At 69.5% G+C, this 25,047-nt stretch carries 25 protein-coding genes and 1 riboswitch; of the genes, 10 read left to right on the top strand and 15 right to left on the bottom strand.

What is annotated here, in order from left to right; all coding sequences use genetic code 11:
* The first annotated feature begins 64 nt into the window (after nt 1–64).
* Nucleotides 65–979: an aminodeoxychorismate lyase gene (locus J2S35_RS06280; protein ID WP_309851075.1), complete on the top strand. Its 915-nt coding sequence runs from the start codon at nt 65–67 to the stop codon at nt 977–979.
* Nucleotides 976–1,920: a cation diffusion facilitator family transporter gene (locus J2S35_RS06285; RefSeq protein ID WP_309851078.1), complete on the top strand. Its 945-nt coding sequence runs from the start codon at nt 976–978 to the stop codon at nt 1,918–1,920. The genes J2S35_RS06280 and J2S35_RS06285 overlap by 4 nt, the downstream gene beginning before the upstream one ends.
* A gap of 15 nt (nt 1,921–1,935) precedes the next feature.
* Here J2S35_RS06285 and J2S35_RS06290 read toward each other — a convergent pair whose 3' ends face one another.
* Nucleotides 1,936–2,403: a DUF4188 domain-containing protein gene (locus J2S35_RS06290; protein WP_309851082.1), complete on the bottom strand. Its 468-nt coding sequence runs from the start codon at nt 2,401–2,403 to the stop codon at nt 1,936–1,938.
* A gap of 66 nt (nt 2,404–2,469) precedes the next feature.
* On the opposite strand from J2S35_RS06290, the gene J2S35_RS06295 reads away from it, so the two are divergent.
* Nucleotides 2,470–3,048, top strand: coding sequence for a TetR/AcrR family transcriptional regulator (locus J2S35_RS06295; RefSeq protein WP_309851085.1), 579 nt, complete (start codon nt 2,470–2,472; stop codon nt 3,046–3,048).
* Here the strand turns inward: J2S35_RS06295 and J2S35_RS06300 are convergent.
* The 3 genes from J2S35_RS06300 to J2S35_RS06310 are packed head-to-tail and all read right to left on the bottom strand — an operon-like array spanning nt 3,017 to nt 6,671.
* Nucleotides 3,017–5,446 carry a chorismate-binding protein gene (locus J2S35_RS06300; protein ID WP_309851088.1) on the bottom strand — a complete coding sequence of 810 codons (2,430 nt, stop codon included), beginning with the start codon at nt 5,444–5,446 and terminating at the stop codon, nt 3,017–3,019. The genes J2S35_RS06295 and J2S35_RS06300 overlap by 32 nt on opposite strands.
* On the bottom strand, nt 5,443–5,982 hold the full coding sequence (locus tag J2S35_RS06305; RefSeq protein ID WP_309851090.1) for a low molecular weight protein-tyrosine-phosphatase: 540 nt from the start codon (nt 5,980–5,982) through the stop codon (nt 5,443–5,445). Before J2S35_RS06305 ends, J2S35_RS06300 begins: the two co-directional genes overlap by 4 nt.
* Nucleotides 5,983–6,041: 59 nt before the next feature.
* On the bottom strand, nt 6,042–6,671 hold the full coding sequence (locus J2S35_RS06310; RefSeq protein WP_309851092.1) for a LysE family translocator: 630 nt from the start codon (nt 6,669–6,671) through the stop codon (nt 6,042–6,044).
* A gap of 227 nt (nt 6,672–6,898) precedes the next feature.
* Here J2S35_RS06310 and dnaK point away from each other — a divergent pair, with 227 nt between their 5' ends.
* The 4 genes from dnaK (at nt 6,899) to J2S35_RS06330 (ending at nt 10,986) form a co-directional block, all read left to right on the top strand.
* Nucleotides 6,899–8,749 carry a molecular chaperone DnaK gene (dnaK, locus tag J2S35_RS06315; RefSeq protein ID WP_309851095.1) on the top strand — a complete coding sequence of 617 codons (1,851 nt, stop codon included), beginning with the start codon at nt 6,899–6,901 and terminating at the stop codon, nt 8,747–8,749.
* Nucleotides 8,750–8,758: 9 nt separating this feature from the next.
* A complete protein-coding gene (locus J2S35_RS06320) occupies nt 8,759–9,388 on the top strand; it encodes a nucleotide exchange factor GrpE (protein WP_309851098.1) in 630 nt (209 codons plus the stop codon).
* 92 nt (nt 9,389–9,480) lie between these two features.
* Nucleotides 9,481–10,509 (top strand): DnaJ C-terminal domain-containing protein, encoded by a 1,029-nt coding sequence (locus J2S35_RS06325; protein ID WP_309851101.1) that lies wholly within the window; start codon nt 9,481–9,483, stop codon nt 10,507–10,509.
* A gap of 51 nt (nt 10,510–10,560) precedes the next feature.
* Entirely contained in the window at nt 10,561–10,986 is a 426-nt protein-coding gene (locus J2S35_RS06330) for a heat shock protein transcriptional repressor HspR (protein ID WP_309851104.1), read from the top strand.
* A 68-nt stretch (nt 10,987–11,054) separates the two neighbouring features.
* Here the strand turns inward: J2S35_RS06330 and J2S35_RS06335 are convergent, their stop codons facing one another.
* From J2S35_RS06335 to J2S35_RS06345, 3 genes are all read right to left on the bottom strand, one after another.
* A complete protein-coding gene (locus tag J2S35_RS06335) occupies nt 11,055–11,675 on the bottom strand; it encodes a GNAT family N-acetyltransferase (RefSeq protein ID WP_309851106.1) in 621 nt (206 codons plus the stop codon).
* Nucleotides 11,672–12,631: an SDR family oxidoreductase gene (locus tag J2S35_RS06340; RefSeq protein ID WP_309851109.1), complete on the bottom strand. Its 960-nt coding sequence runs from the start codon at nt 12,629–12,631 to the stop codon at nt 11,672–11,674. The genes J2S35_RS06335 and J2S35_RS06340 overlap by 4 nt, the downstream gene beginning before the upstream one ends.
* A 193-nt stretch (nt 12,632–12,824) precedes the next feature.
* Nucleotides 12,825–13,235, bottom strand: a complete 411-nt coding sequence (locus J2S35_RS06345; protein ID WP_309851112.1) for a hypothetical protein — start codon at nt 13,233–13,235, stop codon at nt 12,825–12,827.
* Between the two features lie 278 nt (nt 13,236–13,513).
* Here J2S35_RS06345 and J2S35_RS06350 point away from each other — a divergent pair, with 278 nt between their 5' ends.
* Nucleotides 13,514–14,539 (top strand): DMP19 family protein, encoded by a 1,026-nt coding sequence (locus J2S35_RS06350; RefSeq protein WP_309851116.1) that lies wholly within the window; start codon nt 13,514–13,516, stop codon nt 14,537–14,539.
* A gap of 21 nt (nt 14,540–14,560) precedes the next feature.
* Here the strand turns inward: J2S35_RS06350 and trmB are convergent, their stop codons facing one another.
* Complete coding sequence (gene trmB, locus J2S35_RS06355) at nt 14,561–15,433, bottom strand: tRNA (guanosine(46)-N7)-methyltransferase TrmB (RefSeq protein ID WP_309853071.1); 873 nt, start codon at nt 15,431–15,433, stop codon at nt 14,561–14,563.
* A 643-nt stretch (nt 15,434–16,076) separates the two neighbouring features.
* On the opposite strand from trmB, the gene J2S35_RS06360 reads away from it, so the two are divergent.
* Entirely contained in the window at nt 16,077–16,469 is a 393-nt protein-coding gene (locus J2S35_RS06360) for a YccF domain-containing protein (protein WP_309851118.1), read from the top strand.
* A gap of 173 nt (nt 16,470–16,642) precedes the next feature.
* Here the strand turns inward: J2S35_RS06360 and J2S35_RS06365 are convergent, their stop codons facing one another.
* The 4 genes from J2S35_RS06365 to J2S35_RS06380 all read right to left on the bottom strand — a co-directional run bounded on the left by J2S35_RS06365 (nt 16,643) and on the right by J2S35_RS06380 (nt 21,012).
* Nucleotides 16,643–19,138, bottom strand: a complete 2,496-nt coding sequence (locus tag J2S35_RS06365) for a M23 family metallopeptidase (RefSeq protein WP_309851122.1) — start codon at nt 19,136–19,138, stop codon at nt 16,643–16,645.
* Nucleotides 19,138–19,366, bottom strand: a riboswitch (cyclic di-AMP (ydaO/yuaA leader). (Overlaps the previous gene by 1 nt.)
* A gap of 146 nt (nt 19,367–19,512) precedes the next feature.
* A complete protein-coding gene (locus J2S35_RS06370) occupies nt 19,513–20,172 on the bottom strand; it encodes a DedA family protein (RefSeq protein ID WP_309851125.1) in 660 nt (219 codons plus the stop codon).
* Between the two features lie 317 nt (nt 20,173–20,489).
* A complete protein-coding gene (locus tag J2S35_RS06375; RefSeq protein WP_309851128.1) occupies nt 20,490–20,717 on the bottom strand; it encodes a hypothetical protein in 228 nt (75 codons plus the stop codon).
* Nucleotides 20,698–21,012: a HipA N-terminal domain-containing protein gene (locus J2S35_RS06380; protein WP_309851130.1), complete on the bottom strand. Its 315-nt coding sequence runs from the start codon at nt 21,010–21,012 to the stop codon at nt 20,698–20,700. Before J2S35_RS06380 ends, J2S35_RS06375 begins: the two co-directional genes overlap by 20 nt.
* Before the next feature lie 298 nt (nt 21,013–21,310).
* On the opposite strand from J2S35_RS06380, the gene J2S35_RS06385 reads away from it, so the two are divergent.
* Nucleotides 21,311–21,634, top strand: a complete 324-nt coding sequence (locus tag J2S35_RS06385) for a hypothetical protein (RefSeq protein ID WP_309851133.1) — start codon at nt 21,311–21,313, stop codon at nt 21,632–21,634.
* 179 nt (nt 21,635–21,813) lie between these two features.
* Here J2S35_RS06385 and J2S35_RS06390 read toward each other — a convergent pair whose 3' ends face one another.
* The 3 genes from J2S35_RS06390 to J2S35_RS06400 form a co-directional block, all read right to left on the bottom strand.
* Nucleotides 21,814–22,527, bottom strand: coding sequence for a hypothetical protein (locus J2S35_RS06390; RefSeq protein WP_309851136.1), 714 nt, complete (start codon nt 22,525–22,527; stop codon nt 21,814–21,816).
* Nucleotides 22,528–22,761: 234 nt separating this feature from the next.
* Nucleotides 22,762–23,391 carry a hypothetical protein gene (locus J2S35_RS06395; RefSeq protein ID WP_309851139.1) on the bottom strand — a complete coding sequence of 210 codons (630 nt, stop codon included), beginning with the start codon at nt 23,389–23,391 and terminating at the stop codon, nt 22,762–22,764.
* A 14-nt stretch (nt 23,392–23,405) separates the two neighbouring features.
* Nucleotides 23,406–24,920: a GMC oxidoreductase gene (locus J2S35_RS06400; protein ID WP_309851141.1), complete on the bottom strand. Its 1,515-nt coding sequence runs from the start codon at nt 24,918–24,920 to the stop codon at nt 23,406–23,408.
* Nucleotides 24,921–25,047 lie beyond the last annotated feature (127 nt).

Here is a 25,047-nt window from a genome sequence, read left to right on the forward strand (position 1 = left end):
TCAGCTCTGCGCGGGGCGGGGCGCTTCCCCGTGACTTTCCGGGCGTTCGACGTACCCTAGACGCATGACTTCGCCGCGCCTGACCCTCATCATGCTGGACCCGGAGACCCCTGGGGGGCGGCGGGCTGATGCGGCGGCGCCCGCCCTGCCGGTCACGGACCTGGGGGTGGCCCGTGGGGACGGCGTCTTCGAGACCCTCCTCGCCGTCGACGGCCGCCCGCGCAAGCTCGGCGCCCACTTGGATCGCCTTGCGGCGAGCGCCCGCGTCATGGACCTTGACCTGCCGGAGCGGGCCGAGTGGGAGCGGGCGGTGGAGCACGGCCTCCGCGCGCACGCGGAGAGCTTCGGGGCTGAGCCGGGCGGGCGCCTCGCCGTGCGTCTCGTGGCCACTCGGGGCGACGACGCCGCAGCGGAAACCCGTCCGACCTGCTGGGTGCAGGTCGCGCCCTCGACCCTGCCCACCCGCGAGGCCTCCGAGCCGATTTCCGTCCTGCTCCTCGACCGCGGCTATGACTCCGGCGCCGCCGAGCGGGCCCCGTGGCTTCTCTTGGGCGCCAAGACCCTCTCCTACGCCGTGAACATGGCCGCCCTGCGTCACGCGAAGAAACACGGGGCGGACGACGTCGTCTTCGTCACGAGCGACGGCAAGCTCCTTGAGGGCCCCACGTCGACCCTCCTCATGGCACGCGTCGCGGAGGACGGGACGAAGACCCTCATCACCCCCGAGCGCCGGACGGGGATCCTGCCGGGCACCACGCAGGCGGCGATCTTCGAGCTGGCGAAGGCCGCGGGCTGGGAGCTCGGCTACGGGCCCCTCGAGTCCGGCGCCCTGTTCGAGTCGGACGCCGCCTGGCTCGCCTCCTCCGTGCGGCTTCTGGCCCGCATCGAGACGGCGGACGGGCGGCCCATCGGCGCGGACCCCGCGCTCGCGGAGCGCCTGACGGACGAGCTCTGGGAGATGGCGGAGAGCATCACGTGACGCGCGGGGACGCCACAGGGCACTCCCACGGGCACGCGCACGGGCACAGCCATGGCGCGGGCGCCTCGCGGGCCCGGCTCGCGGCCGCCTTCGGCATCACTGTGGGCATCCTCGTGGCGGAGGTCGTCGGTGCGTGGGTCACGGGCTCCTTGGCTCTCCTCGTGGATGCGGCGCACATGCTGACGGACGCAGGCGGCCTGCTCCTCGCGCTGACGGCGGCGAGCCTGGCCCTTCGGCCGGCCTCCGGGCGGCGGACGTGGGGGTTCCAGCGGGCCGAGGTTCTCGCGGCGGGGGCTCAGGCAACGATCCTTCTCGGCGTCGGCCTCTATGCGTTTGTCGAGGGTGCGCGCAGGCTCGGCGAGCCCGCAGACGTGCCGCCGCGGGAGCTTCTTGTCTTTGGGGCTATCGGCCTCGTGGGCAACCTCGTGTCCATGCGGATTCTCGCCGGAGGCGGGGACTCCTCGCTCAACATGCGGGCCGCGGCGGCGGAGGTTGCGGCTGACGCGCTGGGGTCCGTGGCGGTCATCGTCTCCGCGCTCGTGGTCATGTGGACGGGCTGGGCTGCGGCGGACGCTGTGGCGGGCATGCTCATCGCGCTGCTTATCGTGCCCCGCGCCTGGCTCATCCTGCGGGAGGCTGGGGACGTCCTCCTCGAGGCGGCCCCGCCGGGCCTGGATATCGAGGCCGTGCGGGACCACATCCTGGCCCAGGAGCACGTGCGGGACGTCCACGATCTGCACGTTTCGCGGATCACCACGGGCCTGCCGGTGCTGACCGCGCACGTTGTCATTGAGGAGTCCTGTTTCCGGGACGGGCACAGTGCGGAGATCCTCCTGGAGCTCCAGCAGTGCGTCGCGGGGCACTTCGCGATCTCGGTGGAGCACTCGACGTTCCAGCTCGAGCCGGTGGGTCACGCGGAGATCGAGCCGCACGCCCACTGACCCGCCGCCCGGGTGTCAGGCGCGGCGCAGCCTCTGGCGGGCCGTCGTCGTCGTGGCTCCGATCTTCTCCCGGCCGAGCGCCTTGGCGAGCCCGAATTCCGGCATGTCTGAGTACACGGCCTCGTGGTTGCCGGCGGGGACGGTGTATGTCTCATGCCAAACGCCGACGTCTCCGGAGCCGGCCGTCTTCATGAAGCGGCGCCACGGGTCGACGTGCGGGGCGTTGGCGTCGGCTGCGAATGCCTGGAGGTCCTCGGGTGAGCGCCAGTACTGGACGGAGATGGTCGTGCGCCCCAGCCAGAGCTCGTGTCCGAGGAAGCCCGTCTCGGGCCGGCCCTCGAGATGATCGGTCATCCGCATGAACGCGCGGGCTACGGGCACGTAGAGGTCGGGGCGGTGGAGGCGGTTGGCGCGCATTCCGATGAGGAACACGGTGACGTCGCGGGCTTCGGCGGTGAACCGGCCGGGGATGGGGTGTCGCATGGGGCCTCCTAGGGAAACGCTGTTACGTAACTCTGTTTCGTAACAGCGTAATGCTAGGATTGTCGCATGGCAAGACCTGTTCAATACGGCGAGGATCACCGCCGTCTCCTCCTTGACGCCGCTGCCCGCATCATGGCCGCCGAGGGGCCCGGCGGCCTCTCGCTCCGGGGCGTCGCCGCCGAGGTCGGCGTCTCCACGACGGCCGTGTATTCCCTCGTCGGCAACAAGCGCGCGCTGGAGCGCGAGGTGAGCCTCGCCGCCATCGAGTCCTTCACCCGCGCGCAGGAGAGTGCCCGCCGCGGTGAGGACCCGGTGGACGACCTCTCGTACCTGGGCCGTTCCTACCGGCAGTGGGCCCTGGACAACCCGGCGCTGTACAGGGTCATGTTCGGGGGCCGGTCCCAGGTGCTCCCGGAGGGGCCGCGCGCGCTCGTGCCCCTCACGCAGACGCTGGAGATCCTTGACGCGCAGGGGCGCCTCGCGGGGTCGGTGGGCGAGGCCACCTATTCCATCTGGGCCTGCGTCCACGGGGCCGTGAGCCTTGAGCTGTCCGGCCCCGGCCCCTGGGCGGACACGTACCCCGCGCTCTTGCGCTCTCTCGGGCGCGCCTGGGTCATCGGCGTGCCGGAGAAGTACCGGAGCTGACCTCGTCCGTCTGAGGCCGACGACGCCGCTGGCGCTCCCCTGCCCCTCCCTGCTCGGGGAACTCCGCGCCGAGGGCAAGCAGCACCCCGGAGGTCTTGGCCCGGATCTCGTCCCACTCGGCGCCCGGGTCCGAGTCGATGGTCACGGCCCCGCCCACCCCGAGGGTCATGGCCCCGCGGCGAACGGCCAGGCTCCGGATGACGACGTTGAGGTCCCCGGACCCGTCCATCCCGAGCCACCCCACGGACCCCGAGTAGGCCCCGCGCCGGCGGCCCTCCAGGCGCGCGAGGATCTCCATCGTGCTGATCTTGGGGCAGCCCGTCATGGAGCCGGGCGGGAACGCGGCCCGGAGCAGGTCGCCCCGGCTCCGCGCGGGATCCGCCGCCGCGGTGATGGTGGAGACCATCTGGAAGACGGTCGCGTACTCCTCGATGGCGCAGAGCCGCTCCACGCGGACCGTCCCTGTGCGGGCCGTGGCGCCGAGGTCGTTGCGGAGCAGGTCCACGATCATGATGTTCTCGGCCCGGTCCTTGGAGCTCGCCTCGAGCTCGGCGCGCAGGGCGGCGTCCTGGGCTGGGGTGCTACCTCGCGGTCGCGTGCCCTTGATGGGCTCGGCGGTGACCGTGCCGTCCGCGCCCACGGAGAGGAAGCGCTCGGGGCTGCTGGAGACAAGGGCGAACTCGTCGTCGGTTCCGGCGGCGAATCTCAGGAACGCGCCGAACGGGGCGGGGGAGACGCGGCGCAGCTCCTCGAACAGCCGGAGGGGGTCCGGGTGTGCGGGGGCCGTGAGCTCAGTCGTCAGGCACACCTCGTACGAGTTGCCGGCCCTGATCTCGTCGAGCGCCTCCTCGATCTTCGCGAGGTACTCCTCCCGCGCGTCAGCCGCGCGGACGGCTTGCCTCCCGGGGAGGGCGGGGGCGACGACGGGGCCGCCGCTCTCGGCCACCGCCCCCTGGGACGAGGCCGGCGCAGGGGGCGCCTCCGCCGGAGAAGCGGCCCAGTCCGGCTGTGCGGGGCACTCTCCGCGGCAGAACGCCGTTGTGCGGCCCGTGCCCGTGTCGAGGACGTGAAGGCGGGTGGGCCAGAAGAGCCGGGCGTCGCAGTCCCCGGCGTCCGGCTGCGGGATGGCTGGCGTGCCCGTTTCCGCGCGGAGCTCGTAGCCGAGCTGGGCGATCCACCCCACGGGCGGGCACTCCGCTCCTGGGCCGTGTGCTCCCGGCCCCATAGCGCCGGACCCGGGTGCGCCCGCGTCTTCCCCACCGAGGGCGACATCGGCACACCCACCGGCCTGTGTGCTCGAGTCGGCGCCGTTCGGCCAGGCCGCGGCGATCCAGTCGAAGAACTGGGCCGGGCGCGAGCCCGTGATCCCGTTGAGGTCCACGCGCAGTGTGCCCGGGGCCGTGGGGATCGAGGCGAGGGGCCCTGGGGAGGCAGCGGCGGTGCGCTCGGGCCGCGGCTGGGCGGCGGCGGATGGCGTGCAGGAGGAGCCCTCCCGGACGAACGTCACGCCGAGGCGCCCCGCCGCGGTCATGCTCCGCGCGCTGCGAGGCCCGCCTCCGGGGAGGGATGAGTCCAGCCAGACCGCGTGCGGCATCCCGTGCGCCACCGCCTCGAAACGCGACGCCCCGCCTGCCCCGCTGACGTGAGTCCCGCGTGCTTGCGCGGCCCCATCTGGGGCGGCTGCCTCGTCAGCGCCTGTGGCCCGCGGTGAGCCCGGCCCGGCGGCGCCCCCATGCCCGCACGGTGCCCACGGCTCCAGGAGGAGCGCGCCGAGCGGCGAGCCCGGGAACAGGGCCGCGGCGGCGCGGAGGACGTCCGCCCCGGACGGACGTCCGGCGGGCACGCGGAGATCGGGGGCCACGGGCCCGTCGTCGGAGGCGATCCACGCGTCCTCGGCGCGGGCCCACCGGTCCCAGTGGGGGCGGAAGGTCTCGCCGTCACGGGCGAGGGCGCGGGCCTTGCGCGCCTCGGCCGTGCCCTCGATCCAGACGGTGATGACGGCGCACCCGGCGGCCCGCGCCGCGTCCACAATGGGCCGCGCGCTCGCGCCGACGCCCTCCACGACGAGGACGTCCCCGGGGTCCGCGGGCGGCAGCTCTCGCGGGGTGGAGGACGCCCAGTCCCACCCGCGAAGCGGGGCGCACTCGCGGCGGGCCAGCCGGGGCACGGCCTCGGTGGCGGCCCAGGTCACGGCCGCGCCGAGCCCGTCCCACCCCTGGTAGAGGTCCTCCATGTCGAGCGAGGCCACGGTTCCCCACCGCGGGATTCCCGCCTGCGCGGCCCAGAGAAGACCGGGCGCCCGCGGCGTCTCCAGCTGGGCGCGCACCGAGGCCGCAAGCGTCGTCTTGCCCGAGCCGGAGCGCCCGTCGATGAGGAGAACGAGGGGCGGGCGGGTCATTCGACGTCGAGGACGGCCCGGGCGGCGAGCTCGTGCCGGATGAACTCAATCACGCCGGGGACGCAGGCGCGGATCATCTCGGAGACCTTGTCGAAGTCCTCGGGCCCGCCGTACCAGGGGTCGTAGATCCCCTGCTCCTCGGGGCTCGCGGTCTCCAGTTCTGGGTTGAAGGAGCCGATGAGGCGGATGGTGGGGTTGTTCGCCGGGTCGTCCGGGAAGCCTTCCGCGAGGGCGCGCAGCTCGGCGAGGTGCTCCACGTCCAGCGCGAGCGCGAGGCTCAGCCCTTCGAGCGCCTGTGCGGTGATGGGCCGCGAGATGTGGGCGTCGATGTCCTCCCGCTCGCCGACCTCGTTGTCCACAAGCCACGAGCGCGCCCGCCGGTCCATGGGGTTGCCCTCCTCGTAGGCGGAGACCGCGAAGGACTCGACGCTGACGTGGTCGGAGAGCCCGGCCTCCTCGACTGCCTCCGCGAGCATGAACTCGGCGATGGGGGAGCGGCAGATGTTGCCGGTGCAGACGGCGGCGACGCGGTACATGGAGGCCTTTCCTCGGGTGCGTGGGCGGCGGATCGGTTCCAGCGTATCCCTGCTGGGGGTCAGTGGGACGGCAGGAGGAGGACGAGCACGGCCATGGCCAGGAACAGCGTGCCGAAGATCCGGTTGAGCGTGACTTGCCCCGCCGGTGTGCGAGTGAGGCGGCGCAGGCCCTTCGCGGCGGTGGCGAAGATGCCCCACATGACGATGACGTCCACGACGACGATCGTCCCCATGAGGATCGAGTACTGGAGCAGGAGGTCGCTGGCGGGGTTGATGAACTGCGGGACAAACGCGAGGAAGAACAGGATCGCCTTGGGGTTGGTCATGTTGACTGCGAACCCGCGCAGGAGCATCTCGCGGGCCTTGGCGGGCGGCGGCGCCACGTCGTCGTCCGCCGGAGGATGGGGGCGCTCAAGGAGGAGGCGCACGCCGAGCCAGGCGAGGTAGAGGACGCCCGCAATGCGGATGGCCAGGAGGACGCCGGGGGCGGACGCGATGACGTACCCGAGCCCGAGAGCCGTGATGAGCAGCTGGAGCGCCAGGGCGATCTCCTGCCCCAGGATGGTCCAGATGGCGCGCCCCCATCCGACCTTGAGGGAGGTGGACATCGTGTTGACGGCGCCCGCACCGGGGGTCAGGGCGATGGCCACGCACGACGCGAGGAGGGCGAGGTAGACGGAGGCGGGCATGCCCGCCATCCTTCCAGGTCTCGCGTGGCCGACGACGCTGGCCGTCCGCAGAACACGCCGATTCGGTGAGGAACCTGAACAAAAACCCAGAGTTGAGTGAGCAAGACTCAACTTAGGGTTGACATGACCGCGCTCAAGTGTAGAGTTGAGTCCAGAACGCTCAAGGCACGGCGAATCCCGCCGGGCCAACGGGCAACAAGACAAAAGCAATCGAAAGGAACCATCACATGTCACGAGCAGTCGGCATCGACCTCGGAACCACCAACTCCGTCGTCTCGGTTCTCGAGGGCGGCGAGCCCACGGTCATCGCGAACGCGGAAGGCAACCGGACCACCCCGTCCATCGTCGCCTTCTCCAAGGGCGGGGACGTCCTCGTCGGCGACATCGCCAAGCGCCAGGCCGTCAACAACATCGACCGCACCTACGCGTCCGTCAAGCGCCACATGGGCACGGACTGGACCACTGAGGTGGACGGCAAGAAGTACACGCCGCAGGAGATCTCGGCGCGCACGCTCATGAAGCTGAAGCACGACGCTGAGTCCTACCTCGGCGAGAAGGTCACGGACGCCGTCATCACCGTTCCGGCCTACTTCAACGACTCCGAGCGCCAGGCCACCAAGGAAGCCGGTGAGATCGCGGGCCTCAACGTCCTGCGCATCGTCAACGAGCCCACCGCGGCCGCCCTGGCCTACGGACTCGACAAGGGCAAGGAAGACGAGCGCATCCTCGTCTTCGACCTCGGCGGCGGCACCTTCGACGTCTCCCTCCTCGAGGTCGGCAAGGACGACGACGGCTTCTCCACCATCCAGGTTGAGGCCACGTCCGGCGACAACCGCCTCGGCGGCGACGACTGGGATGAGCGCATCGTCGAGTGGCTCCTCGCCCAGGCCAAGGCCAAGGGTGCGGACCTCTCCAAGGACAAGATCGCCCTCCAGCGCCTGAAGGAGGCTGCGGAGCAGGCCAAGAAGGAGCTCTCCTCGGCCACGAGCACCAACATCTCCCTTCAGTACCTCTCGGTCACGCCTGAGGGCCCGGTCCACCTGGACGAGCACCTCTCGCGCGCCAAGTTCCAGGACCTCACCTCGGACCTGCTGGAGCGCACGAAGAAGCCGTTCAACGACGTCATCGCCGAGGCGGGCGTCAAGGTTGCGGACATCGACCACGTGATCCTCGTCGGTGGCTCGACCCGCATGCCGGCCGTCACGGAGCTCGTCAAGGAGCTCACGGGCAAGGAGCCGAACAAGGGCGTCAACCCGGATGAGGTCGTCGCCGTTGGCGCAGCCCTCCAGGCCGGTGTCCTCAAGGGCGAGCGCAAGGACGTCCTCCTCATCGACGTCACCCCGCTCTCCCTCGGCATCGAGACCAAGGGCGGCACGATGACCAAGCTCATCGAGCGCAACACGGCCATCCCGACCAAGCGCTCCGAGACGTTCACGACGGCCGAGGACAACCAGCCGTCCGTGCACATCCAGGTGTTCCAGGGCGAGCGCGAGTTCACCCGGGACAACAAGAACCTCGGAATGTTCGAGCTCACGGGCATCGCCCCGGCCCCGCGCGGCGTGCCGCAGATCGAGGTCACGTTCGACATCGACGCCAACGGCATCGTCCACGTGTCCGCGAAGGACAAGGGCACGGGCAAGGAGCAGTCGATGACCATCACGGGCGGCTCTTCCCTCTCCAAGGAAGACATCGACCGCATGGTCAAGGACGCCGAGGAGCACGCTGCGGAGGACAAGAAGCGCCGCGAGGCTGCGGACGTCCGCAACCAGGCCGAGTCCGCCGCGTACTCCACGGACAAGCTCCTCAAGGACAACGCGGACAAGCTCCCCGAGGACGTGAAGACCGAGGTTCAGGCCGACGTCGACGCGCTCAAGAAGGAGCTCGAGACCCAGGAGGGCAACGAGGACGCCGTCAAGGCCGCCTTCGAGAAGCTCCAGGCGTCCTCGATGAAGCTCGGCGAGGCCCTCTACGCCCAGGAGCAGGCAGCTCCGGCCGGCGAGCAGGCCGAGTCCGCGCCGAACGCGGACGATGACATCGTCGACGCAGAGGTTGTCGACGAAGACGACGAGAAGAAGTAAGGACACGCCATGCCGCATCACGGAAACGAGGCAGAGCACGAGAACCCGGTGACCCCGGAGGGCTCGGCCGCGGGCTCCGAGTCCGGCGCGGAGTACTCCGCGCCGGAGGGCACGGCGGGCGAGAACACTGAGGGAGATGCCCTCGACCAGGTTGAGGACATCCTGAACTCGGCTTCGCTCGAGGACGAGTCCACGGACGCCCCGGCGTCCGAGGCCCCGGCCAACGACGAGGCTGCAGAGCTCAGGAGTGACCTCCTCCGCCTCCAGGCGGAGTACGTCAACTACCGCAAGCGCGTCGAGCGCGACCGGGCCGTTGCCGGAGAGAACGCCACGATTGCGGCGCTCCAGGCACTGCTCCCCGTGCTCGACGACATCGAGGCCGCGCGCCAGCACGGCGACCTCGAGGAGGGGCCCTTCGCCTCGATCTCGAAGAAGCTCGACGCCGCGCTCGCGGGCCTCGGCCTGGAAAGCATCAACGAGACGGGCGTGCCGTTCGACCCGAACGTGCACGAGGCCCTCATGCAGGTTCCCAACCCCGAGGTCCCCGAGGACCACGTGGCGCAGATCCTGCGAGTCGGCTACCGCAAGGGGGAGCGCGTCCTGCGCGCCGCCCAGGTGATCGTCTCAACCGGCGAGTAATCGCCCAGTGAACGTGTGGCCCGCCCTGCGAGACCCGCAGGCGGGCCACACGTCTACTTGTCAGAAGTCAACCGATACGAAGGAGAGCGCCCATGGCCAGCCAGGACTGGGTGGAGAAAGATTTCTACGCGACGCTGGGGCTCAGCAAGGACGCCTCTGCGGACGACATCAAGAAGGCCTACCGAAAGCTGTCCCGGAAATACCATCCGGACTTGAACGCGAATGACGAGGCCGCCGAGCAGAAGTTCAAGGAGGTCGCCGAGGCGCACAGTGTTCTGAGCGACCCCGAGGAGCGCAAGCAATACGACGCGATCCGGGCCATGGGCTCCGGCGCGCGCTTCACGGCGGGCGGCCCCGGCGGCGCGGGCGGGTTCGAGGACGTGTTCTCGGGCCTGTTCAACGGCGGCAGCTTCAATGGCGGCGGCCGCGGGTTCAACCCGGGCTCGTACGGCGGCGGCAACTTCGGCGGTCAGAACATCAACTTCGAGGACCTCTTCAACAGCGCGGGCGCCGGGGCCGGCTACGGAACCGGCGGCTACGGCGGCTTCCCGGGCGGCGGATACGGCGGCGCGCCGGCCAAGGGCGCGGACCGCACGGCCTCCACCACCATCGGGTTCGGCTCCGCCCTCAACGGCACCAAGATCGGCCTCCGTGAGCCCAGCGGCGAGACCATCGAGGTCCGCATCCCCGCGGGCATCAAGGACGGCCAGAAGGTGCGCGTCAAGGGCAAGGGCCAGCCGGGGGCTGGCGGCGCCGGAGACCTCATGGTCACCGTCAACGTCCGCCCTCACAAGGTCTATGAGCGCGACGGCGATGACTTGCGCATGCACGTCCCCGTGACGTTCGCCGAGGCGGCGCTCGGAGGCAAGGTCCAGGTTCCGACCCCGGACGGCGGGCACGTGACCGTAAGGGTGCCTGAGGGCTCCTCGAGCGGCAAGACGCTGCGCCTCAAGGGCCGTGGAGTCAAGACCCGCAAGCACACGGGGGATCTGCTCGTGGTGCTGGACGTCGTCGTCCCCAAGGACCTGAGCGAGGACGCGAAGGCCGCAGTGGAGCAGTTCGCAGAGGCAACCAAGAGCGACGACCCGCGCGCCACGCTGGCGCGAGACGCCGCGCTCTAAAGCGCGCGAGCGAACGAAAGAATCGGCCCTCGCGCCGAGGAAGGACAGGTGATGGCGGTGCAGGAGGAGGACTTCGAGCCCGTCTTCGTCATCTCAGTTGCGGCGGAACTCGCCGAGATGCACCCGCAGACCCTGCGGCAGTACGACAGGCTGGGCATCGTCACGCCCCAGCGGCAAGGGGGCCGGCACCGCCGGTACTCCCGCCGGGATGTCGAGCTGCTGCGCGAGGTGCAGCGACTCTCCAAGGAGGGTGTGTCCCTGGCTGGGATCAAGCGCGTCATGGAGCTGGAGCACCAGGTCTCCGCCCTTCAGTCCCGCGTGCGGGAGCTGAGCCGCGAGCTTGAGCAGGAGCGCATGCTTCGGGCCGACGACACGCGCGTGTTCGCCGCGGGCCGCCAGGGCGAGGTCGTGGCGGCCCGGCGTGGCACGCGCGTGCGGGCCAGCCGGGCCGTCGTCCTGTGGCGGCCGGGCTCGTAGCCAGGGCCTGCGGCGGCATCCGCGTCGGTGAATGTTCAGTAGGGCCGGAACCGGGCTGACTCGTCCGGTCAGGCGGAGGGCGTGCGCTCGCGCAGGCGCCACTGCAGGCGGTGCTTCACGGACGGCCACTCGTGCTTGAGGATGGAGAAGACGACGACGTCGTCGAGCTCGCCGGACTTCAGCCGCCGCTGGCCGCGCAGGACACCGTCCTGGCGGGCACCCAGCCGGGCGATGGCCTCCCGGGACTGCTGGTTGGCCCAGCTCGTGCGCAGGGTGACGCACTCCGCACCCCACGTCTCGAAGGCGTAGGCCAGCAGGAGGAGCTTGGACTCCGCGTTGGTGCCCGTGCCATGGGCGCTCGCCCGGTTCCACGTGTAGCCGATCTCGAGGCGGGGCACGCTCGCATCGATGTCGACGAACGCCGTCATCCCGAGGACCTCGTCGGTGTCCTGACGGACTGCCACGAAGGGGACCATCTCCCCATCTGCCTTGAGGGCCAGGCGGCGCTCGATCTCCGCGGCCATGTCCTCCGGGCGGGGGACGGACGTGTACCAGCGGTCCCACACGCGCCCGTCGTCGACGGCGTCCTGAAGACCGCCCAGGTGAGCCGGAGACAGAGGCTCGAGCCGGACGAGTGCGCCCGCGAGGGGAGATGCAGGCTCCGGGAACCCCGCGCTCACGGCAGTCATTCTGCGTCCTTGGGGCTGGGCGGGGCCGCGGGCTCACTGGAGGACGCCGAGGCCGCGGGCTCGGCGGAGGCAACGGCTGCAGAGCGGCGCGTGCGGACCCCGCGCCGCTCGCGGGGCTCCTTGGGCGCGGCCGGCGAGGCCAGGCCGGACCAGGGGGCCAGCGGGTAGGAGACGGGTCGGCCGGTGGATACGCGCTCGGCCACGAACTCCTCGAAGGTCTGGCCGGGCCAGGCGTGGTCCGGGGCCGTCGCGTGGCCGTCCGCGAACGCCCGGAGGGTCTCGCCGGCGAGGGGCATGTTGACGGGGCGGCCGCGGCGGCCGGAGGCGTGCAGCCACTGGTACGCGAGGTCGTTGCCCGTCAGGACTGCGGGGCCCGCGAGGGACTCGATGCCCCGGGAGGCCGGGAAGTCGGAGCGCTCGGCGAGGGCGCGGGCGGCGTCGGCGGCGGCAATGGGCTGCAGGCGGATGTCCCCCGGGACGGGGAAGCGTGCCACGCGGCCGAACCCCACGCGGGGCACGGCCGCGAACACGGAGTCCACGAGCTCGTGGAACTGGGAGATGCGAACGATCGTGAACGGCACCCCGGACTGCCGGACCTGGGTCTCGGCCTCGAGCTTGGCCGTGTAATACGGGAACGGGATGGCGTCGATTCCCAGGATGGACACGTGCATGAAGTGGGGGACGCTGGCCCGGCGCGCGGCCGCGGCCAGGCGGGCGGTCCCGCCGATGTCCACCGAGTTCCAGTCCTTCTTGGACGTCGAGGACGCCATGTTGATGACGAGTTCCACGCCGGCGACGGCCTCGTCGAGCCCAGCGCCCGCCGCAAGGTCGCCCGCCACACCGCCGTAGACCCCTTCGCGGCGCGTCAGGGCCAGGACCTCATGCCCGCGGGCCCGCAGGAGAGGCAGGAGGTGGGTGCCAAGGACGCCGGTGCCGCCGGTGACGAGGATACGCATGGCACCAGGCTACCGGGATGGGCCGGGCAGGGCGGGGGCGTGGTCGGGCGGAATGCGCCGCGCCCCGGCGGCCTCAATCATGAGGCCCCGGGGCGCGGGAGCTGGAGCCGCGCTGATGGACTCCGCAGAGTGAAGGGCTGCGGGGGCTCAGGCGGCGGCGTGCCTGGCTGGCGTCAGTCGACGCCGACGGCGACTAGTTGCTCTTCTTGCCGCGGCCGAAGACGAGGCCGAGCGCAATGGCGGCCAGCCACATGTCCTTGGCCATCGGCACGCCGTCCTGGGTGGGGCGGATGCCGTCGGACTCGGTCATCTCGTCGTTCTTGAAGTACATGGAGAGCATGCCGGCCGCGAAGCCGCCGAGGGCCAGGCCCGCGAGGCGGTTCGGGACGAACGGCAGCAGAAGGGCGCTGCCCACGGCGATCTCGCCGCCGACGATGAACTTCTTGAACTGCTCGTCAGAGAGGTCACCAAGAGCAGGGATGCCGGAGGCGGCCATGCCCTTGAGGTAGCCGGCCGTGCCGTTGTCCATGCCGAGCTTGCCGATGCCCGAGTTGAGGATCCATGCGCCGGGAATTGCGCGGAGAGCGAGGTTGCCAAGGTTCATTGTGGCGTCCTTTCCATGATGGGGATACTGCGCCAGACGATGGTGGCCCGGCGCAGAGAAGCTGTGCTTTCACCGAGGATAACCGGGGGCCCTGGCTGCTTATTCCATAGAAGCTGAAATTTTGCTCAACAGCTGTGAGACGGCGGGGATGCCGGGCCCGCGGGGTGGCGGCGGGCGGCCCCGTCGTCGTCCGAGAGAGACCGCCACGTCTGCCGAAGGAACGGGGTAGCGTGAGAGGTGACATCGATCGCCCCAGCCGTTCCGAGAGGTGCCCTCCCATGAGCCAGACTCCAGCCAGCGCCCGCCACGTCATCATTTCGGAAGAGAGCGTCAACGCCGACGCAGACGCGATCCTCCTGTCCAACATGAACGTCGTCAACGCGATGTTCGACGAGCACCTCACCGCTGATGAGATTTCCGACGGCGCCTTGCGGGCGTATTACGTCGATTTCTACACAACCCAGTTGGCCGCCGGCGGCTTCGGGCACCTCGTCTTCGCGTCCGCGATGGACGAGGACGTCCTCACGTACATTGGCGAGGGCCTCCAGGCGCTCGGCGCCGACGAGCACGAGTCCCTCTACCGCGCGTTCCTGGCCCGCTACGAAGAACTCGGCGAGGACGCCCAGGAGCACTTCCTCAGCGACGACGAGGACATCACCGACGAGGACGTCGAGGATGACTACTCGGACGACGACGAGGCCGCTGACGCCGAGCTCGAGGGAACCTTCGAGGCCGGGCGCCGCATCATGGACCACGACGACGAGGTCACCTACGCCGAGACGGACGAGAACATGGGTGCCGAGCTTGAGGGCTCGGACCTCGCCGAGGAGGGGCTGACCGACGTCTACGAGTCAGACCTGGACGGCCTGTACGCCGACGTCTTCCAGGACTTGGACGAGCGCTACGAGGAGCTCAGCGAGTCCCAGGACCTCGCGGCCATGACCGCCGCCTGGCTCGCCGCCCACCCGGACCTGCGCACGGTGCGGGAGGACGACATCGCCGCCGAGGTCGCCGCCCTCGCCGACGCTGTCCCGGGAATCGAGGACCGCCGCTCCGAGGAGGACGACGAGCTTGAGGAGCACGAGGCGCTCATCTTCGAGCTCGCGGACGTCGCGGACCAGGAAGTCGAGGCGATTCTCGGCTACGAGGAGGACTTCGAGTTCGAGGGCGAGACCCTCGGCGCCTGGCGCTTCCGCACGCTGGACGGGGAGTTCGCCATGGTCGACGACGGCGAGCGGGCGCTCATGGTTGACCTCGACACCGACGAGATCGTCGTTGAGGTCGAGTTCGCCGACGAAGACTAGACCGGCCCGCCGCGGCCCCCGCTAGAGCGCGCGGTAGGTGAGGTCGAAGATCTCCCGGCCAGCCGAGTGCGCCTTGGACTCGAAGCTCGTCAGTGTCCGGCCCTCGAAGCGGGGTGCCCAGCCGCCGCGCTCATCCGTCTCGTCCCGGGCCGTCTCCGTCTTGACCGCCTTGCTGCCCGCGCGGGCCTCGACGCCGGCCACATTCTCCAGCCCCTCGCGCCAGACGCGCGTGAGGGGCGAGGCGGAGCCGGTGCGTTCGCCCGCGTGGACGTTCTCGAACGCGGAGGCCCCGTCGAGAACGTCCCGCATCTGCTGGGCGTAGTCTGACCAGTCCGTGGCCAGGCGCCACAGCCCGCCCGTGGGGAGGACGCGCCGGACCAGGGGCACGAGGTCCGGCTGCACGAGCCGCCGCTTCCGGTGTTTGGTCTTGTGCCACGGGTCCGGGAAGAAGACCCAGACCTCCTGGACGGACCCCTCGGGCAGCATCGTGGCGAGGGCCTCCGGGGCGTTGACCTGGGCGACGCGCACATTGGTCAGCCCCAGGGCGCGGATCTTGAGCATGGTGTTCGCGAGCCCCGGCTTGTAGACCTCGAGGGCCAGGAAGTTGCGGTCCGGGTTCTCTGCGGCGGCGTGGGCTATGGCCTCGCCGAGCCCCGATCCGATCTCGACGACGAGCTCTGCCTTGCGCCCGAACGCCGCCTCAGCGTCAAAGACGTAGCCCGGGTCCACGGAGGTGTCCGGCCCCGTTCGAGGAACGTCGATGAGGTAGTCGCCTGACAGCTCGGCCCAGGCGTCCTTGCGCCGGCCCTGCAGGCGGGAGCCGCGGCGGACGAAGGACACGGGGCGCCGCGGTCGGTCCGCGCCGGGCGTGGCGTCTGCGGCATGCGGGTCCAGCTCAGCGTTGGCGTGCGCCTCAGCCGAGTCGGCTGTCTCTGCGCGCGGGGCGTCTGACCGTGGTGCGTCTCGCTGCGCCGTCTCAGGCTGCGGGGCTGGGGTCTCGGGGGGCGTTTCGGGATCGAGGTTCACAGGAACAAGCCTACGCACCCGGGCATCGGGGGCCTGCCGCGTGGCAGGGAGAGGGGGGGTGGGGGAGCGGCCCCGGCCTGACCGCTGGGGATCTGCGGTGCTTCGGGGGACGGGCGGGGCCGCTGAGACGAGCGTTGGGGGGCGCTCGCATGCCGCGGTACAAAGGCCGCGACTGCTCGGGGGAGTACCAGGAACGCGTTGCTGAGCCTGGTCCCTGGCCTCCGCAAGGTGATGGCCAGGAGACGCGAGTGGCTGGGGGCCTTTCGCGCCGTTCACTTGTTAAGACACCGCACCCCGCGGATCGTGACGCGACAATCGAAATCTTTTTTTCTGGGCCCTCGCCGGCCCCCGCGCGGCTGCTGTCTGACCCCCGCTCCCACCCGTCCATCGCAGACTGGCCCGGTCTGTCTCCGCCCGGGCTGCCGCCCCCTGGCCCGCTCGGCCCATCCCGCCCCGGGATCGCCCAACGGGCATGCGGCCAGCGCTCAGGTGTCACGGCGAAAATACGGGTATGAAGACCTTGCTCAACATCATCTGGTTCGTCTTCGGCGGCCTCTGGCTGGCTCTCAGCTACTGGGCGCTGGGTTTGCTCATGTGCTTGACGGTGGTGCTCATCCCGTGGGGCATCGCATCGTTCAGGATCGGCTCGTTCGCTCTGTGGCCTTTTGGCCGGACCATCGTGAACCGCCGGCCGGTCATGGGCCCGTTCTCTGTGATCGGCAACGTGATCTGGATTCTGGTGGCGGGCGTGCCCATCGTCATCGCGCACGTCACCACGGCGGCGGCCCAGGCGGTGACCATTGTGGGCATTCCCCTGGCCCTCGCGAACATCAAGCTCATTCCGGTCTCGCTCATGCCCATCGGCACGGTGATCGTTCCTGCTCGCGCGGGTGCCTGGCTCTAGTCTCGGACGACGACGACGCCTGGCGGCGCCGCGGCCACTGCCCGCCGCGCCACTCCAGCTCGGCGAGGCGGCACGGGATAGGACGTGTCCCGTCTTGTCATGCGTCAACGACGAAGGCCCAGGCCACATCCTCGGATGTGGCCTGGGCCTTACTTCGTTGGGCGGTCTGAGGCTCAGGCTCCAGCCAGGCCGAGCCAGGGGGCGGGATTGGTCCACGCTCCGTTGACGATCACCTCGAAGTGGAGGTGGGGGCCCGTCGAGTTGCCGGTGCTGCCCTCGGCCGCGATGTGCTGGCCTTGGACAACGAGCTGACCAACGGAGACGTCGATCTGCGCGAGGTGGTTGTACGTGGTGACGACGCCGTTGCCGTGGTCGATCTCGACGCGGTAGCCACCGCCGTAGGCGTGCCAGCCGGCGAAGATCACGCGGCCGGACTGCGCCGCGCGCACACTCGCCCCGTATGCGTCGGGGAAGTCGATGCCCGTGTGGAAGTCGCAGGCAGGGAGTCCGGCGAGGCAGCGCGAGCCGAACCACGAGGAGATGGCGGCCGTGCCACTAGGCGAGGCGAGGCGCATCTGCTGCATGAGGGAGGCCGGGGCCGTTCCGTAGGCGCCGGTCGCCGCCGAGGTGTTGAGCGCGTAGGTGTACGCCCGGTTCGTGTTCGTGTCGCCGCCGTTGCTGACAGGCACCGTCGGTGTCGTCGTGGGCAGGCTCGGCGGCGTCGCGGGGGCGCTGGGCGTGGTGGCCGGTGCGGTCGCGGCGGGTGTCAGGGGGCCGAGTTTGGCGGCGAGGGCGGTGGCGGCGGCCTTGTCTCCGTTGGCGAGGTAGGCGTTGAGGAAGACGTTGAGCTGTTTTCCTGTGCCGTAGAGCTCGCCCTTGGCGCCGTTGCCGTCCCAGTAGTTCCACCATTGGGCGGGGGCGTTGGCGTCGACGTAGTCCTTCGCGGCCGGGGCCGTGGGCTGGGTCGTGGGTGCAGGCTTGGTGGCCGGGGCGCTCGGCGTTGCGGGGGCGCTGGGCGTGGTGGCCGGTGCGGTCGCGGCGGGTGTCAGGGGGCCGAGTTTGGCGGCGAGGGCGGTGGCGGCGGCCTTGTCTCCGTTGGCGAGGTAGGCGTTGAGGAAGACGTTGAGCTGTTTTCCGGTGCCGTAGAGCTCGCCCTTGGCGCCGTTGCCGTCCCAGTAGTTCCACCATTGGGCGGGGGCGTTGGCGTCGACGTAGTCCTTCGCGGCCGGGGCCGTGGGCTGGGTCGCGGGTGCGGGCTTCGTGGCCGGGGCGCTCGGCGTTGCGGGGGCGCTGGGCGTGGTGGCCGGTGCTGTCGCGGCGGGTGTCAGGGGGCCGAGCTTGGCGGCGAGGGCGGTGGCGGCGGCCTTGTCTCCGTTGGCGAGGTAGGCGTTGAGGAAGACGTTGAGCTGTTTTCCGGTGCCGTAGAGCTCGCCCTTGGCGCCGTTGCCGTCCCAGTAGTTCCACCACTGGGCGGGGGCGTTGGCGTCGACGTAGTCCTTCGCGGCCGGGGCCGTGGGCTGGGTCGCGGGTGCGGGCTTCGTGGCCGGGGCGCTCGGCGTCGCGGGCTTGTTGGCGACAATCGGCGCCTCGGTGGGCCCAGCTGTGCTGGGAGCAGTGGCCACCGGCGTCTTCGAGGCGGAAGGCGCGGGGGTGGGGGTTGCCGGGGCTTTCGTCACCGGGGCGGTCGGGGCCTTGGCGGCCGGGATGCTCGGCGTCTGGGGCGCGGACGGGGCCGGGGCACTCGCCGTGGGGCCGGAGGCGGAGGGAACCTTGGTCACGGGCGCGGACGGCACCGAGGCGGCCGGCGCGCTGGGGGCCGACGACGGCTGAGCCGCCGGGCTCGTCACGGCCGGCGCGGGCTTGGCCGTGCTGGGCGCCGTGGCGGCAGGGGTCTTCGTGGCGGGCACGCTCGTCGTCGGGCGCGGAGCCGAGGGAGCGGAGGACGCAGGCGCAGTGGCAGCGGGAGCCGAGGCTGCGGGAGCCGTCGCGGCAGGAGCGGACGACGCGGGGGCTGATGCCGCCGGGCGCGGGGCGGCCGGAGCGGAGGGCGCCGGCGTGACAGGGGCCTTCGGCGAGGTGGCAGGGACCTTCACCGCGGGCGTCTTGCCGTTGACCAGGACGTTGGCGGCCGGGACCTGGGCCTTGGCGACGGCCTTCTCGATGCTCGCGCCGGAGAACCACGCGTTGAGGAAGGCGTTGAGCTGCTTGCCCGTTCCCGTGAAGAGGCCCGTCACGGACTTGTCCGCGTTCCAGTAGCGCCAGACCTGGTGTGCAGCCGCGGGATCAACCCACGGAAGCTCAGAGGCCACGCGGCTCTTCTCCTGGGTGACCATGCCCTGAGCCATGAACGCGTTGAACTCGGCACCGGTGCCGAAGTAGAAGCCCTGGCGAGACTTGTCCGCGTTCCACCAGCGCCACCACTGGGCGGGGGCTGCGGAGCTGACGTACTCCGTCACCGAGGACGAGGGAGTGGCCGTGCGCTCAGGCGTCACGCTAGGGGTGAAGAGCGTGGTCTTCGCGGGCGCAGTCTCAGAGACAGCCACGGCCGTGGGGAGGGAGCTGGTGATGAGGGCAGCGGCGGCCGCTGCACCGGTGGTCAGCGTTGCGAGGCTCTTCACGTGCGTGGGCTTCGGCGAGCGTGTGGCCTGCCCAAGGGGGGTGGCGTTCATAAGGCTTCCTCCGCGCCTGCGAGGTTAGCTGTCGGATTCGGAAACCGGCTCCTTGCGAGCCTGGCCCCGGTTCCGCCGTCCTGCCAGTGCCCGCAGGCCTGGCCGAAGACGGTGACGGAACTTCACCCCAAGGCACGCGCGTGCTGCGTGCCAGCGAATGTGGTTCCCCCGCTTCCACCCTGTCTGTTCTGCCACCCGGGCGTCGGTGGAATTCGGCGTCTCGCCCGGCATTGCCTCCGTGGTCTTCGGCAACACCCATAAAGTTACGGAACGATCACAGGCCCATCAAGAACCCCATCAACTTCGAGTAAAGGTTGAACCTTATGGCTCAAGGCTCAACCTTGGGTCTCGGCGGCGGCCCCGGCTCCCAGTCCCTAGGCCCGCTCAGGCTCCTGGGCCTCCGTGGGCTCTTCCGCCGCGAAGCGGGCTACGCCCTCCTTGACCCGCTTGTGCAGCAGGCCGCCGGCCGCGAGGGCGAGGACGAGGACCGCCAGGAAGCCCACCCACGCGAACTCCTTGAGGTAGTGGTGGGCGGCGTCCCCGACCAGGACGATGAATCCGACCGTGCCGAACGCCCAGAAGATGCCGCCCGTGACGTTGGCCAAGAGGAAGCGGCGGTACTCAATGCGCAGCGTGCCGGCAAGCGGCCCCGCGAGAATGCGCAGGCCAGCCACGAATCGGCCGAAGAACACCGTCCACGTGCCCCACCGGTCAAAGACGTGCTCGGCGTATTTGATGTGCGCCGGGGAGATGTGCCGGGGGAACCGCCGAGTGAGCCAGGTGAGCAGCCGGGTCCCGTACGTGCGCCCGACGGTGTAGCCGATGGAGTCCCCAATGACGGCGCCCGTGGTGGCGCAGGCGGCGATGATCCACGGGTTGATGTTCGCGTCCGGGTGCAAGGACAAGAGGGTGGAGGCCACGAGGATCGTCTCGCCCGGCAAGGGGATGCCAATGCTCTCCACGCCGACGACGAGACCCACGAGGGCATAGACCAGCCAGGGAGGGATTGATCCCAGGAAGGACGGGATGTCCACGCGTGTCTCCTTGGCGATGTTTGTCTCGGGGACTCCACGCGGCCGACGCGAGGAGAAGCGGTGCTGGAGATGCTCTGCGCACGCCGGTCCCGGCCCAGGTGCCGAGCATGGAGTCTGGATCAGATTGTAGAACGTCCGTCAGGGCGCTCCCACCACGTTCCCTGGGCAGTGGGTGAATCGCCGGTTCATTCGCGGGAGGCGAGACCGTCCAGGGCTGATCCGCACAGGGCACTGATCCCGTGAGCGAGGAGGTCGGGGAGGGCGCTCGCGCCGATTGCCTCGGATCTCTTGTGCGAAGCAGTGCCAGTGCCTGCGCTTCAGGCGGCCAAACCGGAGGCTATGTCATAGATCGGCGCCAGGTGAACCTGGCCATCGAGATGCAAAGGTGAGTAGTTCTCGGCACGCGCGTCCGGGGCGCCGAGGAGATCATTGGCAATGATCGCCTGAGCGAAGTTGGCGACATCTTCCGGGCCGCTGCCCTCGTTCCAAGCGGAGGGCGAACTTGCTCTGGGCGCCAGCCAAAGATCAGCGTTCCGCGCGTCCAATCCAGCTTCCTCCAGGCGCATTGATGAGTTGGCGCAGTCGGTTCCCAACATGCTGTGTGCTGAGGGAGAATTCTTCCGCCATCGATTGGCGCACGGCCTCGCCTTCAGGAATGAGGCCTTCTATGTAGGCCATCGTTGGCTTGTTCTTATAGGGGGATTCACGATACGGGAGAGCGACCGAGAGGGAGGCGCTGTTGTCCAGGCCCGGCAGGTACTCGATCCTCTTGGCCCCGAAGTCGTCTTGGATCAGGGTCCCGATGTGATTCCCCTGTAGGAGAAGGTGGAGCCTCTTCATGACGATGAACCTTTGAGGGCTTGTGAGAGCCGTGACGGGCCGGTCAGTGATGAACAGCGCTGGCGTAGGGCGAATGCGTCGGCTGATGATGGTGTCGCCGAGCTCCGTTCCGTCTGGCCAACAGGTGCGTGGAGGAGCGGCTTCCCGGTGGACCCGTGATGAAAGGTTGCCGAATTGTTATTTCAGGGGGCTTTGACGTGCATTTTCTGGTCGTATGATGAGGGTGCGGGGTCGAATGGAGCCCAGCCGGCCCGGTGTATAGGGCCGATCACATGCTCATAGAGATGGAATGACTGCCATGTCGCGTTTCACCAAGACTCTTTCCTCTGGCGCTGCTGCTGCTGCGCTTGTCGGCATTGCCGCCGTTGGCGTCGCACCCTCGGCTTCCGCTGCGTCGGTCCGCGTCTCCTCCCCGAAGGCCACGACTGCTGTCTCGTGGAGCTACGGCACGAAGGCCCCGGCGGCCCCGGTCAAGCGTGTTGTGTACGCGTCCGTGAAGAACGGCTCCAGCTGGGCCTATGCCTGGGCGTGGACCACGAACCCGCGCTGCACCATCATGGCTGGGGCGACTCTCAATCCGCGTCCCACTGCCGTTTGGGTTGCCTGCGCTCCTGCCCGCTGACTTGCCCTGGCGGTTCACCTCCGCCAGGTGACGTCGCTGCCGCCTCGGCAAGGCTCCTGTGAGGGCCGCGCCGAGGCGCTGGCGGGCACGCACGAAGGCGCCGCCTGCGATGATGCGCAGGCGGCGCCTTTCTGTGTCCGGGCTCCGGTGATACAGGCCCGGTGCTGCCTGGGGTGCGCTTAGTAGACGCGGTCCGTGCAGTAGCGCTTGCCGCGGAAGGGCATGCCGGTGTAGGGCGTAACTGAGTAGTCGCGCATCGGCTGGTCCTTTTCTCGAACCGAGCCCATTGTGTAGTTCACCTGAAGCATGCACACGCGGCACTTACCGTTCAGGGTGTAGCTGAACTCCATAGGGAACTCCACTCGAGCTCCATTCCAGAGCCCCTTGCGGCTCCCTTCCGCGTAATGCTTGGCGTTCTGCCACTCGATCCTGTGGAGCGTGTTGAAGCCGACCAGGGCGCCACCAGACATGACGTTTCCTGCACGGACGAATCCGTAAAGCGTCTGGCCATTGTTCAGGGTCACCTTGGGCTTGGGGAGGTAGCGCTCACCGGAGGCGTTGCCGAACTTGAATGTTATGGACCCCTTGAGGCCTTGCTGTCCCGGGCCGTTCGCCCATTGGAGTCCGAAGCGCTGCATCGTCTGGGCGTCTTCGATGCGCCCATGGGTGTTGCGGTACGTGAGTCCATCCTTGAGGATCCAGCCCGCTGCGACGGCCGGGCTGCAGATGCCTTCGCGGAGGTCCTCAATGGCGGTCCTGCTTGTGGGGCGCGGGCGGGGCCATACGGGCTTGGGGCGGCTGGCGGCGGCGGCGGGGGCCGCGTTGGCGAGTGCCACGGCTGGTAGCGCCCAAGCTGCTCCTTGGGCCAGGTGGCGGCGGTTGATCTCGGTCATGGAGGGGGTTGTCCTTCCGGGGGACGGCCTGACAGTGGTGGGCCGGGGGCTGACTGCGGAACGTAAGCATGCTATCCGTTTTCACAATCGTTCGTCAAAAGTGAGCCTGGCTACCCTTGCCCTGGTTCCGTCATGTTTCGGCGCGCACCCCTCGTCCACGGCGTCCCCGGGAAAGAAGAACGGCGCCGCACCCAAGGGGTGCGGCGCCGTACGGTTGCTCTGAGACGGCTCGGGCTACGGGCCGAAGATCGTCGTCGAGTAACCCGGGACGAAGCCCACGCGGGCGTCGAGATCGTTGCTGTCGAACTCCACCGCGTCGTTGATCGTGGCCAGAACCAGCACCGAGAAGTCCGGGTTGGTGAAGGTCTTCGGCGTGTAGTACTGGAACGGGATGGTCACGCTCTCCCCCGGCTGGAGGGGGCGGGTCAGTGTCCAGCGGTACGTGCGCGCGGCGCCCGTGGGCGGGACGCCCGGCGTCGTGTCCACGAGGGTGAAGAATGAGTCCGTCGTGCGGGCCTGCGTCCGGTACGCGAGGTTGCTCGTCGCATCCTGGTTCTGCATCTGGAGCTCGAGGGTGCCCGTCGCGGAGGCGATGGGGGTGGAGCCCACGTTGGTGACGACAAGACCCGGCGGCATGTCGCCCATCTGCGCCACCTGCGTGGTGTTGCCCCAGTAGATGGGGGTGTTGAGCGAGCCGTCGGCGGCTGGGTCGACAATGGCGATGGCCAGGTCACCGGGCTCGCCGAGCGGCGGCTGGGACGCCGCCATGGCGGGGGCGGCGCTGGACAGGGCGATGATGGGGGCAGACCAGGCGGCTGCGCCGACAACGCGACGGCGTGACGTGGTGGAGTTCAAAGGGTTCACGTGAGTCATCTCTTTCAGGCGAGGCGGCCGGCGGCGAGCAGCTTGTCCATATTGCGCTCGGCCAGCGCAGTGATGAACACGAAGGGGTTGACACCGAGCTTGGCGGGGATGAGGGAGCTGTCCATGACGAAGACGCCAGGGGCGCCCGTCAGCTCACCGTTGAGATCCGTGGCCTGGCCCAGGACACAGCCGCCCAGGGGGTGGTAGGTGAAGTAGTCGGAGTAGCCCTTGCCGTTCTCCAGCATGTCCGTGCGCGTCGCTCCGCCATTGGCTGCGTTGAGACGTTCCATCACAGCCTTGGTCGCGGCGACGGAGGGGGCGTGCTTCGCAGCATCCCAGTCGAGTTCCATCTTGCCCGTTGTCGTGTTGAAGGTGAACGTGCCCGTGTTGGGGTTGTTCGTCAGGGCGAGGTAGCCCGCGGTGCGGGTCTCAAGGCCAACCGGGAACGGGGCAATCTCCGCGAAGACGGACGCCTCCGAGTCGTCCCAGGCCATCAGGCCCTGGGCGGGAATGCCGGACTGGACGGTGCCTGTCGTGGAGTTCGCGCCGCTGAGCAAGCGCGCGACCATGGTGTTGCCATTGGGGCCCCAGCCCTTGCCGAGCTTGTCCGAGAGTCCCGTGAGGTCCCCGTTGGCCTGCGCCTTGAGGAGCAGGCGCGTGGTGCCCACCGAGCCCGCGGCGAGGATGACTTTGTCATACGTGGTCTCCGCGGTGTTCAGCACTGCGCCGAGAGCGGAGATGGTCTTGGTGGAGAGCACATATGCTGCGCCGGAGCGGCGGATGCGGGTGACCTCGGTCAGCGCCTTGACGTTGACGCGTCCCGTGGCGAGGGCCTTGGCGAGGTACGTCTTGGTGAGGGACTTCTTGCCGTAGTTGTTGCCGAAGATGACCTCGCTCGCGAGGGCGGACTTCGGGACGCGGCCGAAGGACTCCATGCGCATGTAGTTCCAGTCGTACACGTTCGGGACGGTCACGGTCTGGTAGCCGGCCTTGGCGTTCTGCGCGGCGGCGGTGCGTGTGAACTGGTAGTACGGCGAGTTGCCGATCATGTCAGCCGCGGGCTGGGCGACTCCCAGCTCGGAGTTCGCGCGGGGGAGGTAGGTCGTGTACATCTCGTTGACGTCGATCTGCGGCATGACCTTTTCGACGAACGAGCGGCGCGGGGTGACCGCCATGCCGCCGTTGACGAGCGATCCGCCGCCGAGGCCCTTGCCGACGTAGACCTTCATGGCGGCGAAGCGCTCGATCCCAAGGGCGCCTGCCGAATACGGGACGGCTCGGTTGATCCAGTCCAGACCGCTGAGGTAGGTGTACGGCATGTCAGTTCGGTTCTCGAACCACATGGATCGGGCGTCGGGCCGGTCCATGCGGGAGAAGCGAGCTCCCTCCGGGGCGGACTTGTCCCAGTCCTGACCCATCTCGATGAGGTCGACCTGCTTGCCAGCCTGGGCAAGGCGGAGGGCGGCGACCGCGCCTCCGTAGCCAGAGCCGATGATGGCGATGCGTGGAGTGGATGCAGCAGTGGGCATGAGTGAGGGAGCCTTATCTCGAGGTGTGCAGCGAGCGGTTCGCTGGGCCGGGCGGGGAGGGACCAGCCGAGTGCGAGCCTTCTCTTGCTTACATTCTCCGTGTTGCCCCATGGTTTGGTCAACAAAC

Source organism: Falsarthrobacter nasiphocae (genome assembly GCF_031456275.1).
Taxonomy (GTDB): Bacteria; Actinomycetota; Actinomycetes; order Actinomycetales; family Micrococcaceae; genus Falsarthrobacter; species Falsarthrobacter nasiphocae.